At 72.1% G+C, this 16228-nt stretch carries 14 protein-coding genes; 12 read left to right on the top strand and 2 right to left on the bottom strand.

The window, feature by feature from the left end; genetic code table 11:
• Positions 1-29: 29 nt before the first annotated feature.
• From ABD347_RS05035 to ABD347_RS04990, 10 genes are all read left to right on the top strand, one after another.
• Positions 30-986, top strand: a complete 957-nt coding sequence (locus ABD347_RS05035) for a Rossmann-like and DUF2520 domain-containing protein (protein ID WP_344356841.1) — start codon at positions 30-32, stop codon at positions 984-986.
• Positions 983-1996, top strand: coding sequence for a pantoate--beta-alanine ligase (panC, locus tag ABD347_RS05030; RefSeq protein ID WP_344356838.1), 1014 nt, complete (start codon positions 983-985; stop codon positions 1994-1996). The genes ABD347_RS05035 and panC overlap by 4 nt, the downstream gene beginning before the upstream one ends.
• Entirely contained in the window at positions 1993-3687 is a 1695-nt protein-coding gene (locus ABD347_RS05025) for an L-aspartate oxidase (RefSeq protein ID WP_344356836.1), read from the top strand. Before panC ends, ABD347_RS05025 begins: the two co-directional genes overlap by 4 nt.
• A gap of 2 nt (positions 3688-3689) precedes the next feature.
• Entirely contained in the window at positions 3690-4721 is a 1032-nt protein-coding gene (gene nadC / locus ABD347_RS05020; RefSeq protein ID WP_344356833.1) for a carboxylating nicotinate-nucleotide diphosphorylase, read from the top strand.
• The gene (locus ABD347_RS05015) at positions 4721-5527 is read left to right on the top strand and encodes a type III pantothenate kinase (protein WP_344356830.1); all 807 of its coding nucleotides are present in this window, start codon (positions 4721-4723) and stop codon (positions 5525-5527) included. The genes nadC and ABD347_RS05015 overlap by 1 nt, the downstream gene beginning before the upstream one ends.
• A 336-nt stretch (positions 5528-5863) precedes the next feature.
• Positions 5864-6448, top strand: a complete 585-nt coding sequence (locus ABD347_RS05010) for a hypothetical protein (RefSeq protein WP_344357005.1) — start codon at positions 5864-5866, stop codon at positions 6446-6448.
• Positions 6449-6461: 13 nt separating this feature from the next.
• Positions 6462-6650, top strand: coding sequence for a hypothetical protein (locus ABD347_RS05005; protein WP_344356827.1), 189 nt, complete (start codon positions 6462-6464; stop codon positions 6648-6650).
• A gap of 103 nt (positions 6651-6753) precedes the next feature.
• Entirely contained in the window at positions 6754-7197 is a 444-nt protein-coding gene (locus tag ABD347_RS05000) for a BlaI/MecI/CopY family transcriptional regulator (protein WP_344356824.1), read from the top strand.
• 9 nt (positions 7198-7206) lie between these two features.
• Entirely contained in the window at positions 7207-7761 is a 555-nt protein-coding gene (locus tag ABD347_RS04995; protein ID WP_344356822.1) for an amino-acid N-acetyltransferase, read from the top strand.
• Between the two features lie 178 nt (positions 7762-7939).
• On the top strand, positions 7940-8275 hold the full coding sequence (locus ABD347_RS04990) for a histone-like nucleoid-structuring protein Lsr2 (protein WP_344356820.1): 336 nt from the start codon (positions 7940-7942) through the stop codon (positions 8273-8275).
• On the opposite strand, the gene ABD347_RS04985 is transcribed toward ABD347_RS04990, so the two are convergent.
• Complete coding sequence (locus ABD347_RS04985) at positions 8254-8832, bottom strand: SCO3374 family protein (RefSeq protein ID WP_344357003.1); 579 nt, start codon at positions 8830-8832, stop codon at positions 8254-8256. The two genes, ABD347_RS04990 and ABD347_RS04985, sit on opposite strands and share 22 nt — an antisense overlap.
• Positions 8833-9261: 429 nt before the next feature.
• Here ABD347_RS04985 and ABD347_RS04980 point away from each other — a divergent pair, with 429 nt between their 5' ends.
• Positions 9262-11787: an ATP-dependent Clp protease ATP-binding subunit gene (locus ABD347_RS04980; protein ID WP_064067384.1), complete on the top strand. Its 2526-nt coding sequence runs from the start codon at positions 9262-9264 to the stop codon at positions 11785-11787.
• An 83-nt stretch (positions 11788-11870) separates the two neighbouring features.
• On the opposite strand, the gene ABD347_RS04975 is transcribed toward ABD347_RS04980, so the two are convergent.
• Positions 11871-14915, bottom strand: coding sequence for an NACHT domain-containing protein (locus ABD347_RS04975; protein ID WP_344356816.1), 3045 nt, complete (start codon positions 14913-14915; stop codon positions 11871-11873).
• Positions 14916-15387: 472 nt separating this feature from the next.
• Between ABD347_RS04975 and ABD347_RS04970 the strand changes: the two genes are divergently transcribed.
• On the top strand, positions 15388-16110 hold the full coding sequence (locus ABD347_RS04970; protein WP_344356814.1) for a M23 family metallopeptidase: 723 nt from the start codon (positions 15388-15390) through the stop codon (positions 16108-16110).
• Positions 16111-16228 lie beyond the last annotated feature (118 nt).

The following is a 16228-nucleotide window of genomic DNA, read 5'->3' as shown; positions in this document are numbered from 1 at the left end:
CGCGGACTGGAACGGAAGGCCGTCGACGCGTGAACGCACCCGCACAACCCCGCCCCGCCCGGCTCACCGTCGGCGTCGTCGGCGCCGGCCGGGTAGGACCCGCCCTCGCCGCCGCGCTGCGGCTCGCCGGACACCGCCCGGTGGCCGTCTCCGGAGTGTCGGACGCCTCCCGCCGCCGCGCCGCCGAGCTGCTGCCCGACGTGCCGCTCGTACCGCCCGCCCAGGTCCTGGAGCACGCCGACCTGGTCCTGCTCACCGTCCCGGACGACGCGCTGCCGGGCCTGGTCCAGGGGCTTGCCGAAACCGGCGCCGTACGTGCCGGCCAGCTCCTGGTCCACACCTCCGGGCGGTACGGCACCGCGGTGCTCGACCCCGCCCGCCGGGCCGGCGCCCTGCCGCTCGCCCTGCACCCCGCGATGACGTTCACCGGCACGAGCGTCGACGTCGACCGGCTGGCCGGGTGTTCGTTCGGCGTCACGGCCCCGGACGAGCTGCGGCTGGCCGCCGAGGCCCTGGTCATCGAGATGGGCGGCGAGCCCGAGTGGGTCGAGGAGGCGGCCCGCCCGCTGTACCACGCCGCGCTCGCCCTGGGCGCGAACCACCTGGTCACCCTCGTGGCCCAGTCCATGGAGCTGCTCCGGCAGGCCGGGGTCGCCGCCCCGGCCCGGATGCTCGGGCCGCTCCTGGGCGCCGCCCTGGACAACGCCCTGCGCTCCGGCGACGCCGCCCTCACCGGCCCCGTCGCGCGCGGCGACGCGGGCACGGTCGCCGCGCACGTGGCGGAGCTGCGCAAGCACGCGCCCGCCACCGTCGCCGGGTACCTCGCCATGGCCCGGACCACCGCGGACCGCGCCCTCGCCCATGGCCTGCTCAAGCCCGAGCTCGCGGAGGATCTGCTCGGCGTCCTCGCGGACGGCGCCACCGGGGCGGACAGCGCCAACGGAGGGGACGGCTCCGCCGGAGCGGAAGGAGACAGCGGCCGATGACCCGCGACTTCGAACTGATCCCGACGCGGGACGACCTCGACTACGCCCTCGAACACTTCGCGCCCCGGGGCCGTACCGCGGTCGTCATGACCATGGGCGCCCTCCACGAGGGTCACGCCACCCTGGTGCGCGCCGCCCGCGAGCACGTCGGCCGCAAGGGCTACGTGCTGGTCACCGTGTTCGTCAATCCGCTGCAGTTCGGCGCGGGCGAGGACCTCGACCGCTACCCCCGCACCCTGGAGGCCGACCTCAAGGCCGCCGAGGAGGCGGGCGCGGACGCCGTGTTCGCGCCGTCCGTCGACGAGGTCTACCCGGGCGGGCAGCCCCAGGTGCGGATCACCGCCGGGCCCATGGGCGAACGGCTGGAGGGCGCGTCCCGCCCCGGCCACTTCGACGGCATGCTCACCGTCGTCGCCAAGCTGCTGCACCTCACCCGCCCTGACGTGGCGTTCTTCGGCCAGAAGGACGCCCAGCAGCTCGCCCTGATCCGCCGCATGGCCGAGGACCTGAACTTCCCGGTCGAGATCGTCGGCGTACCGACGGTCCGCGAGCCCGACGGCCTCGCCCTGTCCAGCCGGAACCGGTACCTGTCGCCCGCCGAGCGCCGTACCGCCCTCGCGCTGTCCGCCGCGCTGTTCGCCGCCCGCGACCGGCTCGCGGCCCAGACGGCGCTGCTGGCCCGCGCCGAGACGCTGCCCGCCTCCGAGAGCCGTGCCGAGGCCCTGTCCCGGCTCGGCGAGGCCCGGGCGGCGGCCGACGCCCACGCGGTGGCGGCGGCGGTCCCGGGCCGCGGCGCCCACGCGGTTCGGGCGGCGGCCCGCGCGGTACTCGACGAGGCGGCGAAGGCCGACCCGCCGCTGCGGCTGGACTACGCGGCTCTGGTCGACCCCGCCGACTTCACCGACGTCCCCGACGACCACACCGGCGAGGCGGTCCTCGCCATCGCGGCGAAGGTCGGCACCACCCGGCTGATCGACAACCTCCCCCTCACCTTCGGAGCCCCCGCATGACCGGCATACGCCTCCAGGCCCCCGCCCCCGGCTGGTCGATCGACGCCGATGTCGTCGTGGTCGGCTCCGGGGTCGCGGGCCTGACCGCCGCACTGCGCTGCACGGCCGCCGGGCTGCGTACGGTCGTCGTCACCAAGGCGCGCCTGGACGACGGCTCCACCCGCTGGGCGCAGGGCGGCATCGCGGCGGCCCTCGGCGAGGGCGACACCCCCGAGCAGCACCTCGACGACACGCTCGTCGCGGGCGCGGGTCTGTGCGACGAGGAAGCCGTACGCCTGCTGGTCACCGATGGTCCGGACGCGGTACGCCGCCTGATCGCCACCGGCGCCCGCTTCGACACCGACCCCACCGGCACCATCGCCCTCACCCGCGAGGGCGGCCACCACCGCCGCCGCATCGCCCACGCGGGCGGTGACGCGACCGGCGCCGAGATCTCCCGCGCGCTCGTCGACGCGGTACGCGACCGCGCCGTACGCACCATCGAGAACGCGCTCGTCCTGGACCTCCTCACCGATGCCGACGGCCGCACCGCCGGTGTCACCCTGCACGTCATGGGCGAGGGCCAGCACGACGGCGTCGGCGCCGTCCACGCACCCGCGGTGGTCCTCGCCACCGGCGGCATGGGCCAGGTCTTCTCCGCCACCACCAACCCGGCCGTCTCCACCGGTGACGGCGTCGCCCTCGCGCTGCGGGCGGGTGCCGAGGTGAGCGACCTGGAGTTCGTCCAGTTCCACCCCACGGTCCTCTTCCTCGGCCCGGACGCCGAGGGCCAGCAGCCCCTCGTCTCCGAGGCGGTACGGGGGGAGGGGGCGCACCTCGTCGACGCGGACGGCGTCCGCTTCATGGTCGGGCAGCACGAGCTGGCCGAGCTCGCCCCGCGCGACATCGTCGCCAAGGGCATCATGCGCCGCATGCGCGAGCAGGGCGCCCGGCACATGTACCTCGACGCCCGGCACTTCGGGGCCGCGATGTGGGAGTCCCGCTTCCCCACGATCCTCGCCGCCTGCCGCGCCCACGGCATCGACCCGGTGACGCGGCCGGTCCCGGTCGCCCCGGCGGCCCACTACGCCTCCGGCGGTGTCCGCACCGACCTGCACGGCCGGACCACCGTGCCGGGCCTGTACGCGTGCGGCGAGGTCGCCTGCACGGGTGTCCACGGCGCCAACCGGCTGGCGTCGAACTCGCTCCTGGAGGGCCTGGTCTTCGCCGAGCGCATCGCCGACGACATCGCCGCCTCCACGGCCCGCGCGGGTGCCCCCGTACCGCACCCCGCGCCCACCCTGCTGCCGCTCCTCGCCCCGGAGACCCGCACCCGTATCCAGCACGTCATGACCACGGGCGCCGGGGTGCTGCGTTCCGCCGCCAGCCTCGCGGAGGCGGCGGACGCCCTGGACGCGGTGCACGCCGAGGCGCTGAGCGACGGGCCGGACGGGAACAAGGCCGCCGAGCCGGGCGTGGAGTCCTGGGAGACCACCAACCTCCTGTGCGTGGCCCGTGTGCTGGTCACCGCCGCGCGGCGGCGCGAGGAGACCCGCGGCTGCCACTGGCGGGAGGACCGCCCCGACCGGGACGACGCCGCCTGGCGCCGCCACCTGGTGGTACGTCTCGGCCCGGACCGGACCCTGGACGTCCGCCCCACCGACACCCAAGACTTCCCCCCGACCGACGCCGACGCCCCCAGGGAGCCGTAACCGTGAGCACGCCCGAAGAACGCCCGCAGCCCGTGGACGTACCCCTGATCAACATCAGCGCCCCGGCCGAGCAGGCCGGGGGCGGCTGCGGCGACGGGTGCGGCTGCGGCGGTGCCGCCTTCGACGAGGAGGTCTACGAGTGCGGGCTCGACCCGGCGCTCGCCGCGCTCCTCGTGAACGCCGGCCTCGACCCCGTACTGGTCGAGGACGTGGCGTACCGCGCCATCGAGGAGGACCTGGACGGCGGCGTCGACGTGACGTCCGCCGCGACCGTCCCCGAGGGCGCCGTCGCGACCGGTGACTTCACCGCCCGCGAGGCGGGTGTCGTCGCCGGCATCCACATCGCGGAGGCGGTCCTGTCGGTCGTCTGCACCGAGGAGTTCGCGGTCGAGCGGCACGCGTCGGACGGCGACCGCGTCGAGGCCGGCCAGAAGCTGCTGTCGGTCACCACCCGCACCCGCGACCTGCTCACCGGTGAGCGCAGCGCGCTGAACATCATGTGCCGCCTCTCCGGCATCGCCACCGCCACGCGCGCGTGGGCGGACGCCCTGGAGGGGTACAAGGCGCGGGTCCGCGACACCCGCAAGACCACGCCGGGCCTCCGCGCCCTGGAGAAGTACGCCGTGCGCTGCGGCGGCGGCGTCAACCACCGCATGTCGCTGTCCGACGCGGCCCTCGTCAAGGACAACCACGTCGTCGCCGCGGGCGGCGTCGCCCAGGCCTTCAAGGCCGTACGGGAGGCCTTCCCCGACGTGCCGATCGAGGTGGAGGTGGACACCCTCCACCAGGTCCGCGAGGTCCTGGACGCGGGCGCCGACCTGATCCTGCTGGACAACTTCACGCCCGCCGAGACGGAGGAGGCCGTCACGCTCGTCGCGGGACGGGCCGTGCTGGAGTCGTCGGGGCGCCTCACCCTGGAGAACGCCGCCGCCTACGCCGCGACGGGCGTCGACTACCTGGCGGTGGGCGCCCTGACCCACTCGTCCCCCATCCTCGACATCGGCCTCGACCTCCGAGAGGCGGATAAGGGCTGATGCTGCTCACGATCGACGCGGGCAACACCCACACGGTCCTGGGCCTGTTCGACGGCGCGGAGATCGTCGAGCACTGGCGCATCTCCACCGACGCGCGCCGCACCGCCGACGAGCTCGCCGTGCTCCTCCAGGGCCTGATGGGCATGCACCCGCTGCTCGGCGACGAGCTGGGCGACGGCATCGAGGGCATCGCGATCTGCTCGACGGTCCCGTCCGTGCTCCACGAGCTGCGCGAGGTCACGCGGCGGTACTACGGCGACGTCCCGGCCGTGCTCGTCGAGCCGGGCATCAAGACCGGCGTACCGATCCTCACGGACAACCCCAAGGAGGTCGGCGCCGACCGCATCGTCAACGCGGTCGCGGCGAACGAGCTGTACGGCGGTCCGGCGATCGTCGTCGACTTCGGTACGGCGACGACGTTCGACCCGATCAGCGCGCGCGGCGAGTACATCGGCGGCGTCATCGCCCCGGGCATCGAGATCTCCGTCGAGGCGCTCGGCGTCAAGGGCGCCCAGCTCCGCAAGATCGAACTGGCCCGCCCGCGCAGCGTGATCGGCAAGAACACGGTCGAGGCCATGCAGGCGGGCATCGTGTACGGCTTCGCGGGCCAGGTCGACGGCATCGTCAGCCGGATGAAGCGCGAGCTCGTCGGCCGCGACGGGGACCCCTCCGACGTGCGGGTCATCGCCACCGGCGGCCTGGCCCCGATGGTCCTGGGCGAGGCCACGGAGATCGACGAGCACGAGCCGTGGCTGACGCTGATCGGCCTGCGCATGGTCTACGAACGCAACATCTCCCGCATGTGACCGCACCGCCGCCCACCGCCCCCGGGCGGGCCGCCTCCGCCGCGCCTCCCGCCGTGCGGCGCTCGGCCCCCTGCCCGGGGCGGTCGTCCCGCGGCCGTGCGGCGCTCCCGCCGTCCGGGGGCCCGCCGCCCGGACGCGGTGGGCCCACCGCGCGTCGTGGGCGGTCGTCCCGCCGGGGCGCGACGCGTGGGCGCGTCGCCCGGACGCGACAGGACCGGGGCGACGCCGGTCGGGGACCCACCTCCGCAACGCGCCCGAAGCCATCCATTAAACGAAATATGTCTGATTAGACCGTATTGTCGGTCCATGCCCACGCCATACGGATCCCGCGGCGGCCTGGCGTTCGGCGCAGACGAGCTGCGTGTGCTCCGACGCGCCCTCGCCCATGCCCTCCACCCCACGCCCCTCGACGACGAAGACGTGCAGGACTGCCTGCGACTCGCCGGCTCCGTGGACGAGGCGGTCCGCGAGGCCGGCCGGATGCGGGCCTTCCTCCTCGCCGACCTCGCCCGCTACCGCGACGCGCTGCCCGGCTCGGCGACCGGATACCTGGAACTGCTCCAGGACGCCCTCGCCGCCGGTTACGACCCCCGCCCCGAGGACCTCGCGGCCCTGCGCACCCTCAGCGGTACGCCCGTCGGCGCCGCCCTCCTGGCGCGGTGCCGGACGCTGGCCGAGCACTCCGTGCGGCTCCGGCTGGCCGGCCGGCACGTCGCCCCCGCCCCGCGCACCCGGCTGCTCGCCCTCCCTGGCGGCCGCGCCACCGCGGCGGACGAGCCGAAGCCCCGGCCCGCGACGCCCTCCCCAGCCCCGGCGCCCACCCCGCCGCCGTCCGACCGCCCGGTGCCCAAGCCGTCCGAGGTGTTCCCGCCCCGCCGGCGCCCCGCCGCGCCCCCACCCGAGGAGCGCGCCGCCGGCTAGCTACCCTGGAGCCATGGAATACGTATCCGCGCTCCTGCCCCCCGTGGTGATGGCCGCCTTCTTCATCGCCCTCGTGGTGACGATCGTCAAGAGCCAGGGCGGCCCCAACAAGGCCAAGGAGGACGCGGTCGTGGACGCGGCGCTCGCCCGCGCCGAGGCCACCCGCCAGGCGGACGGAAGCGCCGGACCCGGCCGGGTCTGACCGGCACCCGAACCCGCGCCGAGGGCGTACGACCCACCCGTCGTACGCCCTTCTTGCTCTGTCAATAGCCAGTTATTCGGACATCTCGCACTATGGTGAAGATGTGCCCCGCCAATTGGGAGAGCTCGAAGACGCCGTCATGACACGCGTCTGGCAATGGAACCGGCCCGTCACCGTCCGGGAAGTCCTGGAGGATCTCCAGCAGGAACGGTCCATCGCCTACACCACGGTCATGACCGTAATGGACAATCTCCATCAGAAGGGCTGGGTGCGCCGGGAAGTGTCCGGCCGCGCCTATCGATATACGGCGGTCTCCACCCGCGCCGCCTACTCGGCCGCACTGATGAACGAGGCCTGGTCGAAGAGCGACAACCCCGCCGCCGCACTGGTGGCCTTCTTCGGCATGATGTCGGCGGAGCAACGGGAGGCGCTCAGCGACGCGGTCCGCGTCGTGCAACGGGACACTCCCGAACACGGCGGCGAAGAAGCGCGGGAAGAATCCGGAGAGGGCCGGGCCGCCGAGGGGGAAGCGGGGGCGGGGCGATAGCGTCCAGCCATGTCGTCCTCCTCCTCCCCGTCGTCCGGGCTTCCGTCCCCCGGACCGGCGAAAGCCGTCACCGTGCGCCGGGCGCGGACCAGTGATGTGCAGGCGATCCGCCGGCTCGTCGACCCGTACGTCACCGAAGGCATCCTGCTCGACAAAGCGCCCGTGACGCTTTACGAGGACATCCAGGAGTTCTGGGTCGCGGAACGCGACGACGACGGCACCGTCGTGGGTTGCGGCGCACTGCACGTGATGTGGGAAGACCTCGCCGAGGTGCGTACTCTCGCCGTCGATCCCGACTTCACGGGCGCCGGCATCGGTCATCACGTGCTCGACAAGTTGTTGCACACCGCCCGCTGGCTCGGCGTCCGCAGGGTTTTCTGCCTGACCTTCGAAGTCCACTTCTTCGCGAAGCACGGCTTCGTCGAGATCGGTGAGACCCCGATCGACGGAGATGTCTACGCCGAGCTGCTCCGTTCCTATGACGAGGGCGTCGCCGAGTTCCTCGGTCTCGAACGAGTGAAGCCGAACACCCTGGGCAACAGCCGGATGCTTCTGCACCTGTGATCTGCCGATCCCCATCCCGATCCCGATCCACCATCGCGATCCCCGATCCCGGCCCCTATGTCCGAATCGCGCATGTTTCCCGCTCTCTCGGGGATCTGAACCTCTCCCAAGGGTTTGTGTTTTGCAGAGAAAAGCGGTTTCCTTTCCGCGTACTGCATTTTCGATGAAAGGAAATCCGGTGGCACAGAAGGTTCAGGTCCTTCTTGTCGACGACCTCGACGGCGGCGAGGCGGACGAGACGGTGACGTTCGCTCTGGATGGCAAGACCTACGAGATCGACCTCACCACCGCCAATGCGGACAAGCTGCGCGGCCTGCTCGAGCCGTACACCAAGAGCGGCCGTCGTACCGGTGGCCGTTCCGCGACCGGGCGTGGCAAGGGCCGGGCCGCCGCGGGTGGCAGCCCCGACACCGCGAAGATCCGCGCGTGGGCCAAGGAGAACGGTTACAACGTGAACGACCGCGGTCGTGTGCCCGCCGACATCAAGCAGGCTTACGAGGACGCCAACCGCTGAGCGCGGTACGCGCCCAGCAGCCGGACCCGGTGACATTCCGATGCCGCCGCGTCCACGAGCCGCACGAGGCAGGGGGCGGCGCCGGTGCCGGCCGCCACGGCCGACAGGGCCGGAAGCGTCGGCTCCACTTCGCGCCCGGGTTCCGGGGGGCGCAGCCACGAGACGGCGTCGGGCGAGCCGGATCCGCTCCATCCTGGGGGAACAGGGGCGGTCATCCGGTCACCGGCGCCCAGGGCGACCAGGTCCAGGGCGATTCCGCCCCAGTCCAGCCAGTCGAGCAGCCCCGGCAGCTCGTCCGCGGTCCCCGCGGCCACCAGCAGCCGCATCCGGGGCCCCGCGAGGGCGACCGGCCACTGGCCCCCGAGCCGCCTCAGAACGGTGAAGCCGGCCGCGGCCGGGAGCTCCAGGGCGTCGAAGCGCAGGCCGGTGAGCAGCTCCACCGGACCGCCGGCACCCTTCTCCGCGGTGGCCCAGCCGAGCTCGTCCTCGTACCACCGCGCGACGTCCTCACCGCCGGACGGTGAGCGGGGCGACGGGATGGGGAGCGTGAAGGCCATGCCCGGGGAACTCGCCACCACGGCCCGGGGTTACGGATGGTGCAGAGGCGAATACCCTCCGTGTCCGTTTCGCGTCCGTGCGGCGGCGGGCCGGCACGCAAGGGTGTTCGCCCGTAGCTGAGGGAACCGGGGTCCGCCGCATGGAGTGTCCGTGGTTACGGGTATGACATTCCTAGTGAGGAGGGGCGACACGCAGGATCGGACGTCTCGCGTTCGCCATCGGCGTAGTGCCGGTGAGGGTAAGTACCTGGCCTGCGGGAACATCGTCTCGGACCATTGGGTTGGAGCATTTGTCGGCGTTCGGGTCAGGAGGCCAGAGACGGGTGTCGGCAGTTGGAATGAGCGGTCCCCGCTTGCGGGACTAAGCTGCGGAAGGACAGGGAGGGGACCGACCCCTTACTGCCTGACCGCTCTGAGGAGCGATTAACGATGTTCGAGAGGTTCACCGACCGCGCGCGGCGGGTTGTCGTCCTGGCTCAGGAAGAAGCCCGGATGCTCAACCACAACTACATCGGCACCGAGCACATCCTCCTGGGCCTTATCCACGAGGGTGAGGGTGTCGCCGCTAAGGCCCTGGAGAGCCTCGGGATTTCGCTCGAGGCGGTCCGCCAGCAGGTGGAGGAGATCATCGGTCAGGGCCAGCAGGCCCCGTCCGGGCACATCCCCTTCACGCCCCGTGCCAAGAAGGTCCTGGAGCTGTCGCTCCGCGAGGCCCTTCAGCTCGGCCACAACTACATCGGCACCGAGCACATCCTGCTCGGCCTGATCCGCGAGGGCGAGGGCGTCGCCGCCCAGGTCCTCGTGAAGCTGGGCGCCGATCTCAACCGGGTGCGGCAGCAGGTCATCCAGCTGCTCTCCGGTTACCAGGGCAAGGAAGCCGCCACCGCCGGTGGCCCTGCCGAGGGCACCCCCTCCACGTCCCTGGTCCTCGACCAGTTCGGCCGGAACCTCACCCAGGCCGCTCGTGAGTCCAAGCTCGACCCGGTCATCGGGCGCGAGAAGGAGATCGAGCGGGTCATGCAGGTGCTGTCCCGCCGGACCAAGAACAACCCGGTCCTCATCGGCGAGCCCGGCGTCGGCAAGACGGCGGTCGTCGAGGGCCTGGCGCAGGCCATCGTCAAGGGCGAGGTGCCCGAGACCCTCAAGGACAAGCACCTCTACACCCTGGACCTGGGCGCGCTGGTCGCCGGCTCCCGCTACCGCGGTGACTTCGAGGAGCGCCTGAAGAAGGTGCTCAAGGAGATCCGCACCCGGGGCGACATCATCCTGTTCATCGACGAGCTCCACACCCTGGTGGGTGCGGGTGCCGCCGAGGGCGCGATCGACGCGGCCAGCATCCTCAAGCCGATGCTCGCCCGTGGTGAGCTGCAGACCATCGGTGCCACGACGCTGGACGAGTACCGCAAGTACCTGGAGAAGGACGCGGCCCTGGAGCGCCGCTTCCAGCCCATCCAGGTCGCGGAGCCGTCGCTGCCGCACACCATCGAGATCCTCAAGGGTCTGCGCGACCGCTACGAGGCGCACCACCGGGTCTCCATCACGGACGAGGCGCTGGTCCAGGCCGCCACCCTGGCCGACCGGTACATCTCGGACCGCTTCCTGCCGGACAAGGCGATCGACCTGATCGACGAGGCCGGTTCCCGGATGCGTATCCGCCGGATGACCGCGCCGCCGGACCTCCGCGAGTTCGACGAGAAGATCGCCGGTGTCCGCCGGGACAAGGAGTCGGCGATCGACTCCCAGGACTTCGAGAAGGCGGCGTCTCTCCGCGACAAGGAGAAGCAGCTGCTGGCGGCGAAGGCCAAGCGGGAGAAGGAGTGGAAGGCCGGCGACATGGACGTCGTCGCCGAGGTCGACGGCGAGCTGATCGCCGAGGTCCTGGCGACCGCCACCGGCATTCCGGTCTTCAAGCTCACGGAGGAGGAGTCCTCCCGCCTCCTGCGCATGGAGGACGAGCTCCACAAGCGCGTCATCGGGCAGAAGGACGCCATCAAGGCCCTCTCGCAGGCGATTCGCCGTACGCGTGCCGGCCTGAAGGACCCGAAGCGCCCCGGTGGCTCGTTCATCTTCGCCGGCCCGTCCGGTGTCGGTAAGACCGAGCTGTCAAAGACGCTCGCCGAATTCCTCTTCGGCGACGAGGACGCGATGATCTCCCTCGACATGTCGGAGTTCAGCGAGAAGCACACGGTTTCCCGCCTCTTCGGCTCCCCGCCCGGATACGTGGGTTACGAAGAGGGCGGCCAGCTCACCGAGAAGGTGCGCCGGAAGCCGTTCTCCGTCGTCCTCTTCGACGAGGTCGAGAAGGCCCACCCCGATATCTTCAATTCCCTTCTCCAGATCCTGGAGGACGGTCGCCTGACCGACTCCCAGGGCCGGGTCGTGGACTTCAAGAACACGGTCATCATCATGACGACCAACCTCGGGACCCGGGACATCTCCAAGGGCTTCAACCTGGGCTTCGCGGCACAGGGCGACGTCAAGACCGGTTACGACCGGATGAAGGCGAAGGTCAACGAAGAGCTGAAGCAGCACTTCCGGCCCGAGTTCCTCAACCGAGTCGACGACACGGTCGTCTTCCACCAGCTCAGCCAGGAAGACATCATCCAGATCGTCGACCTGATGATCGCCAAGGTGGACGAGCGCCTGAAGGACCGCGACATGGGCATCGAGCTCAGCGGTTCCGCCAAGGAGCTCCTGGCCAAGCACGGCTACGACCCGGTGATGGGCGCCCGTCCGCTGCGCCGGACGATCCAGCGCGAGATCGAGGACATCCTGTCGGAGAAGATCCTCTTCGGCGAGCTGCGCCCCGGTCACATCGTGGTCGTCGACACCGAGGGCGAGGGTGCGGAGAAGAAGTTCACCTTCCGCGGCGAGGAGAAGTCCGCTCTGCCGGACGTCCCCCCGATCGAGCAGGCCGCCGGCGGCGCCGGCCCCAACCTCTCGAAGGACGCGTAAGCGGTAACCGCCGCTGAAGGGCTGCCCCGGCCGTACGGAGACGTACGGGCCGGGGCGGTCCTTTTTTCGGGGCGGGGCGGCGGTCAGGTGATGACCCGCGCCTCCGGCAGGTGTCCCGCGCCGGTGAGCACCATGCCCTGGGCGTCCACGACCCGCAGCCGCGGCAGCGCGGCCAGCGGTGTGAGGTCCGCGGAGCTACCACCAAGGGCGACCAGGTAGAGGTACTCCAGCTCGGGGAAGACGGCGGTGACGTGGGCCAGCGGCGGCTCACCGTGGCGGAGCACCAGGGACAGGTGCCTGACCTGGCGCAGCTGCTCGGACGCGGGGCACGAGGCCAGCGTGGGGGGCTCGCAGTAGAACACCCGGAGGCCGGGCAGCGTGGAGAGCACGTGCCAGTGTTCCGCGGGCAGGGCACCGACGTTCAGCAGACTGACCCAGTCGAGGGCCGGGTAGCGACGCAGCTCGCCGAGTCCCGCGCCGGGGACCGGCGCCATCCCGATCTGCCGCAGGGGCGCGTTCCGGGGAAGGTCGGAGAGGCTCCACCGGGCTTTCCGGTGGAACTGGACGGACAGCTCCTCGAGCCTCCCGAGTGAGGACAGGGCGCTCAGGTCCGGGACCGGGCCGGGGCGCTCCAGCACCAGTCGGGTCGGGTCGCACTGGACGAGCAGTTCCCGCACCGGTCCTTCGGAGACCGTCGCCCGGATGTCCAGCCGCTCCGGTCGCAACCCGAGGCGGAGCAGCTCCTCGGCCTGCCGGTCCGTGCTGACCGTGAAGTCGAGGCCCTCCCGGGACAGCCGGGCGATGATCTCCTCGGCGTAGTCGGTGGGATCGAACCGGGACCAGGCCCAGACCAGCTGGGACCGCACCGCCAGGTGGGAGTGCGCGGTGAAACGCGCCAGGTAGGGCAGGGCCGCGTCGGAGGGGACGTGCGTGGCTGTGATGACCGCCATCCGGGCCTGCTCGTCGTCCAGGTCCGCAGGGCCGGGCAGCAGGTCCAGCACCAGGGGGCCGACCGTGGCCAGTTCGCGGGCCTCTTCGGCGGTGCGGGGCGGGATGAGCCGGGCCGTGCGGTCCAGCAGCTCGCGCCGGATGTCCGGGGCGAGTTCCGTGGCGTGTTCGAGGGCGGCCGTCGCGACGAAGACGATGCGCAGCCGGGTGCGGCGGTCGGTCGCGCGGTCGGCGGCCTTCAGCAGTTCCGTGAAGATCTCGGCGCATTCGCGCGGCCGGGCGTGGGCGACAGCCATGCGGATGACGTCCTCCCACTGGTCGTCGCCGGCGTGGTCGGTCAGGACGCCTATGTGCCAGTCGTCGACGATGGCCTTGGCGGCGAGATAGTCCTGGAAGGTCCGGTGGACGAAGTGCACGGCGTCCGGTCCCGGCTCGCGGAGCAGGCCGCTGCGCTGGAGCAGGTGCTGGAAAACGGCTTCCGGCTTCCCGATCGCGGCGGCGTCCGGGACGGCCGGGATCGCGCCGAGCACGATCGTCTCGGCGCGGGTCCGGTCCATCTCCGTACGGCCGTTGATCGTCAGCCAGTACGCGAGCCGTTGGACCAGCCGGATCTGCGGGGCCTCGCCCAGGTCGACGCCCGTGGGGTCGCCCATGTCACGTTCCCGGTCGCGGCGGGCCAGCAGCATGTCCAGGGCGGCGTCGTACAGCCCTTTGCGGCCGCGCGGGAGGAAGCCGCGCCGATCGCGGTGCAGGGCGCAGATCAGGCCGCACATCAGGGGGTTGGTGGCCAGGCGGGCGAGGTCCTGCTTGGTGCGGAGGGCATCGAGGAGCGGTTGCTCGTACGAGGCGGCGTCCGGGCCCGCGGCGGCGTGCCAGCGGCGTACGAAGGCGGTCACCTCCGTGCGGCTCATCGGGGACAGCGTCAGCTCGCTGAAGCCCTCCGGACCGAGCCAGTCGTCGCGTACGGCGGAGGGGCGGGCGGTGACGAGCCAGCGGTTGCCGCTGTCGTAGGCGGCGAGCAGGTCGCGGAGCCAGCGGCGGGTGCGGTCGCGCTCCGGTTCGGGGATCTCGTCGACCCCGTCGACCAGGACCAGGCCGCGCCCGGAGGTCAGCACGCGGTCGGCCCAGCCGTCGGGCGGGGAGAGCGGGCATCCGACGGCCGTCAGGAAGCGGTCGGGGGTGGGGAGCCGCTCCCCGTGCCGGGTGAGGGTGCGCAGCGGGAGGACGAAGGGGACGCGGTCGCCGAGGTAGGCCATGCGGTCGTCGGGGGCGCCGCGTGTGGCGGCCACGGCCAGCCATTGCACCAGGGTGGTCTTGCCCGAGCCGGCGACCCCGCGCAGCAGGACCCGGTCCTGCTGGGCCAGGGCCTGGTCGGCGGGTCGGGGGCCGTGGGGGGCGCGGCGGTCGAGGACGGCGCCGACCGCTTCGCGGGCGAGGCCGATGGGCGTGTCCGCGGTGGGTTCGGCGGCCTCCGGCGCGCTCGCCTCCAGTGACAGGTACGCCACGTCCAGCGGCCAGGCGTCCGGCGAGTTGTGCAGGTCGACGCCGTAGATCGTCAGGCTGCCGTGCCTCTTGGCGATGTACGCGTGGTAGCGGCGCTCGAAGGCGGCGTCGGCCGCGAAGGGACGGGGCGTCCTCGCGATGAGCGCGTCGATCTTGGCGATCAGTTCCGTCTGGGTACGGCTCTGCTCCACCAGGGTGCGGGCGACGAAGGTCGAGCGCTGGGTGAAGAAGTCCAGGATGTGCAGGCAGGCCCACGCGGTGACCGATTCCAGGAAGAGAGCCGCGTCGGCCGACAGGCCGTCCGGGGCCGGCGCGGCACCGCGCAGGCGGGTCGCCAGTTCGCGGTGGCCGAGCCGGACGGCCTGGACGTCGTCCATGCCGAGGTCGCCGAGGGCGAGCAGCGTACGGGCCAGGGCGTGCGTGACGGCTTCGGCCTCGTCGCGCGGGAAGGGCGACTCGCCCGGAACGGCCGACGCGTCGGCGACGAGCCGTGCGGCGAGCCGGTGGACGTCCCGTTCGGTCAGCGTCCGCTTCTCGCCCCGGAAGGAGACCAGCCGGGAGAGGCGGACACGCTGACCGGTCAGCCCGGCGCCGGGGCCGTCCTGGACGAAGAGCTTTCTGATCAGCGGCGCGATCGCGCTCGATGCGAGGCGGGTGCCGATGAGTGCTGGATCCACGTGCGTCCCCCGGAGCCACGGCGTGATCGTCTACGCGTCGAGACTAGCCGGGTCGGGGTGTCCCGGGCCCCGGAACGGGAGTGCTTCGGGGCCGGTGGCCGTGACAAGGCGCACAGGCGTTTTGAGCGGTACTAGGTGGAATAGTGCGTCGCGCCGGGTATGAGGCGCCGCTTCCCGGCCCGGCGGAAGGCGCCGCGAGGGCGGGGTGGGAGGAGGGGGCGGTGAGCAGGGCGGAAAGCGGCAGGTGGCAGAGCCCGTCAAGGGGATAAACCTTACTTTCCAAGGACATATCGGGCGCCTTTCCTGGGGTGGCGCGTCTCGTCAAGAGTCCACGTCACACCCCGGCGTCTACGACCAGATGTCGTAGATGGGCGGTTTGAGGTGGGATGGGTGGGCGGGTTACCAAGGATGAGCCCAACCACCCGGCGCGCTCTTCGCGTCGGGTCCGCTCTTGTCCGGAGGACTTCCCCGTATGTCGAAGCGCGTCAAGCACCCCGCCCGTAACGCCGTCGTCGCCCTCGCCGCCGCCGGCATGGGAGCGTCGATGGTGTTCGGAGGCGGTGCCGCCGTCGCCGCCGACAGCAAGACGGTTCCCGCGGCGGGTCCCGCCGCCGCCGTCGCGGCCCAGGCCCACACGCAGGCGGCCCAGGCCAAGGCCGCCCAGGTGAAGGCCGCCAAGGCCGCCGCCGCGAAGAAGGCGGCCGCCAAGAAGGCCGCGGCGGCCAACGCCGCCAAGAAGGCCGCCCTCGCCAAGAAGGCCGCCGCCAAGAAGGCCACGTCCTGGGTCAAGCCGGTCGCCCGGTACACCCTGACCGCCAGCTACAACCAGGGCGGCGCCATGTGGTCCCACAAGCACTCCGGCCAGGACTTCGCCGTGCCGGTCGGCACTGTCGTCAAGGCCGCCCACACCGGTGTCGTCGTGAAGGCCGGCCCGAACGGTGGCGGCGACGGTCCCGCGTACGGCAACGCCGTCGTGGTGAAGCACGCCAACGGCCGCTACACCCAGTACGCGCACCTGTCGAAGATCAACGTGCATGTCGGCCAGACCGTGAAGACCGGCCAGACCATCGCCCGCTCCGGCAACACCGGCAACTCCTCCGGCCCCCACCTGCACTTCGAGATCCGTACGACCCCGAACTACGGCTCCGCGCTCAACCCGGCGAAGTTCCTGCGCGCCGAGGGCGTCATCCTCTGACACCCACCCCCGCGCCGGCCACCGGCGGGCCCGGATCACCGGATCGACCCAAGAACATCCGAGCCTCCCCGTGAACGAGGACCACACGGGACCCGGCTCGCGGACCACGGTCCGCCGG

The organism is Streptomyces gobitricini, from assembly GCF_039532985.1.
Lineage (GTDB): Bacteria > Actinomycetota > Actinomycetes > Streptomycetales > Streptomycetaceae > Streptomyces > Streptomyces gobitricini.
The sequence above is the reverse complement of the archived record's forward strand: the minus strand, read 5'-3'. Positions and strand labels throughout refer to the sequence as shown.

What these genes read in the sequence shown, in the direction of transcription:
- ABD347_RS04970 (WP_344356814.1), top strand. Translation starts at nt 15,388, where the DNA reads ATGTCGAAGCGCGTCAAGCACCCCGCCCGTAACGCCGTCGTCGCCCTC.
- ABD347_RS04995 (WP_344356822.1), top strand. Translation starts at nt 7,207, where the DNA reads ATGTCGTCCTCCTCCTCCCCGTCGTCCGGGCTTCCGTCCCCCGGACCG.
- ABD347_RS04980 (WP_064067384.1), top strand. Translation starts at nt 9,262, where the DNA reads ATGTTCGAGAGGTTCACCGACCGCGCGCGGCGGGTTGTCGTCCTGGCT.
- panC (WP_344356838.1), top strand. Translation starts at nt 983, where the DNA reads ATGACCCGCGACTTCGAACTGATCCCGACGCGGGACGACCTCGACTAC.
- ABD347_RS05015 (WP_344356830.1), top strand. Translation starts at nt 4,721, where the DNA reads ATGCTGCTCACGATCGACGCGGGCAACACCCACACGGTCCTGGGCCTG.
- ABD347_RS05025 (WP_344356836.1), top strand. Translation starts at nt 1,993, where the DNA reads ATGACCGGCATACGCCTCCAGGCCCCCGCCCCCGGCTGGTCGATCGAC.
- ABD347_RS05005 (WP_344356827.1), top strand. Translation starts at nt 6,462, where the DNA reads ATGGAATACGTATCCGCGCTCCTGCCCCCCGTGGTGATGGCCGCCTTC.
- ABD347_RS04985 (WP_344357003.1), bottom strand. Translation starts at nt 8,832, where the DNA reads ATGGCCTTCACGCTCCCCATCCCGTCGCCCCGCTCACCGTCCGGCGGT.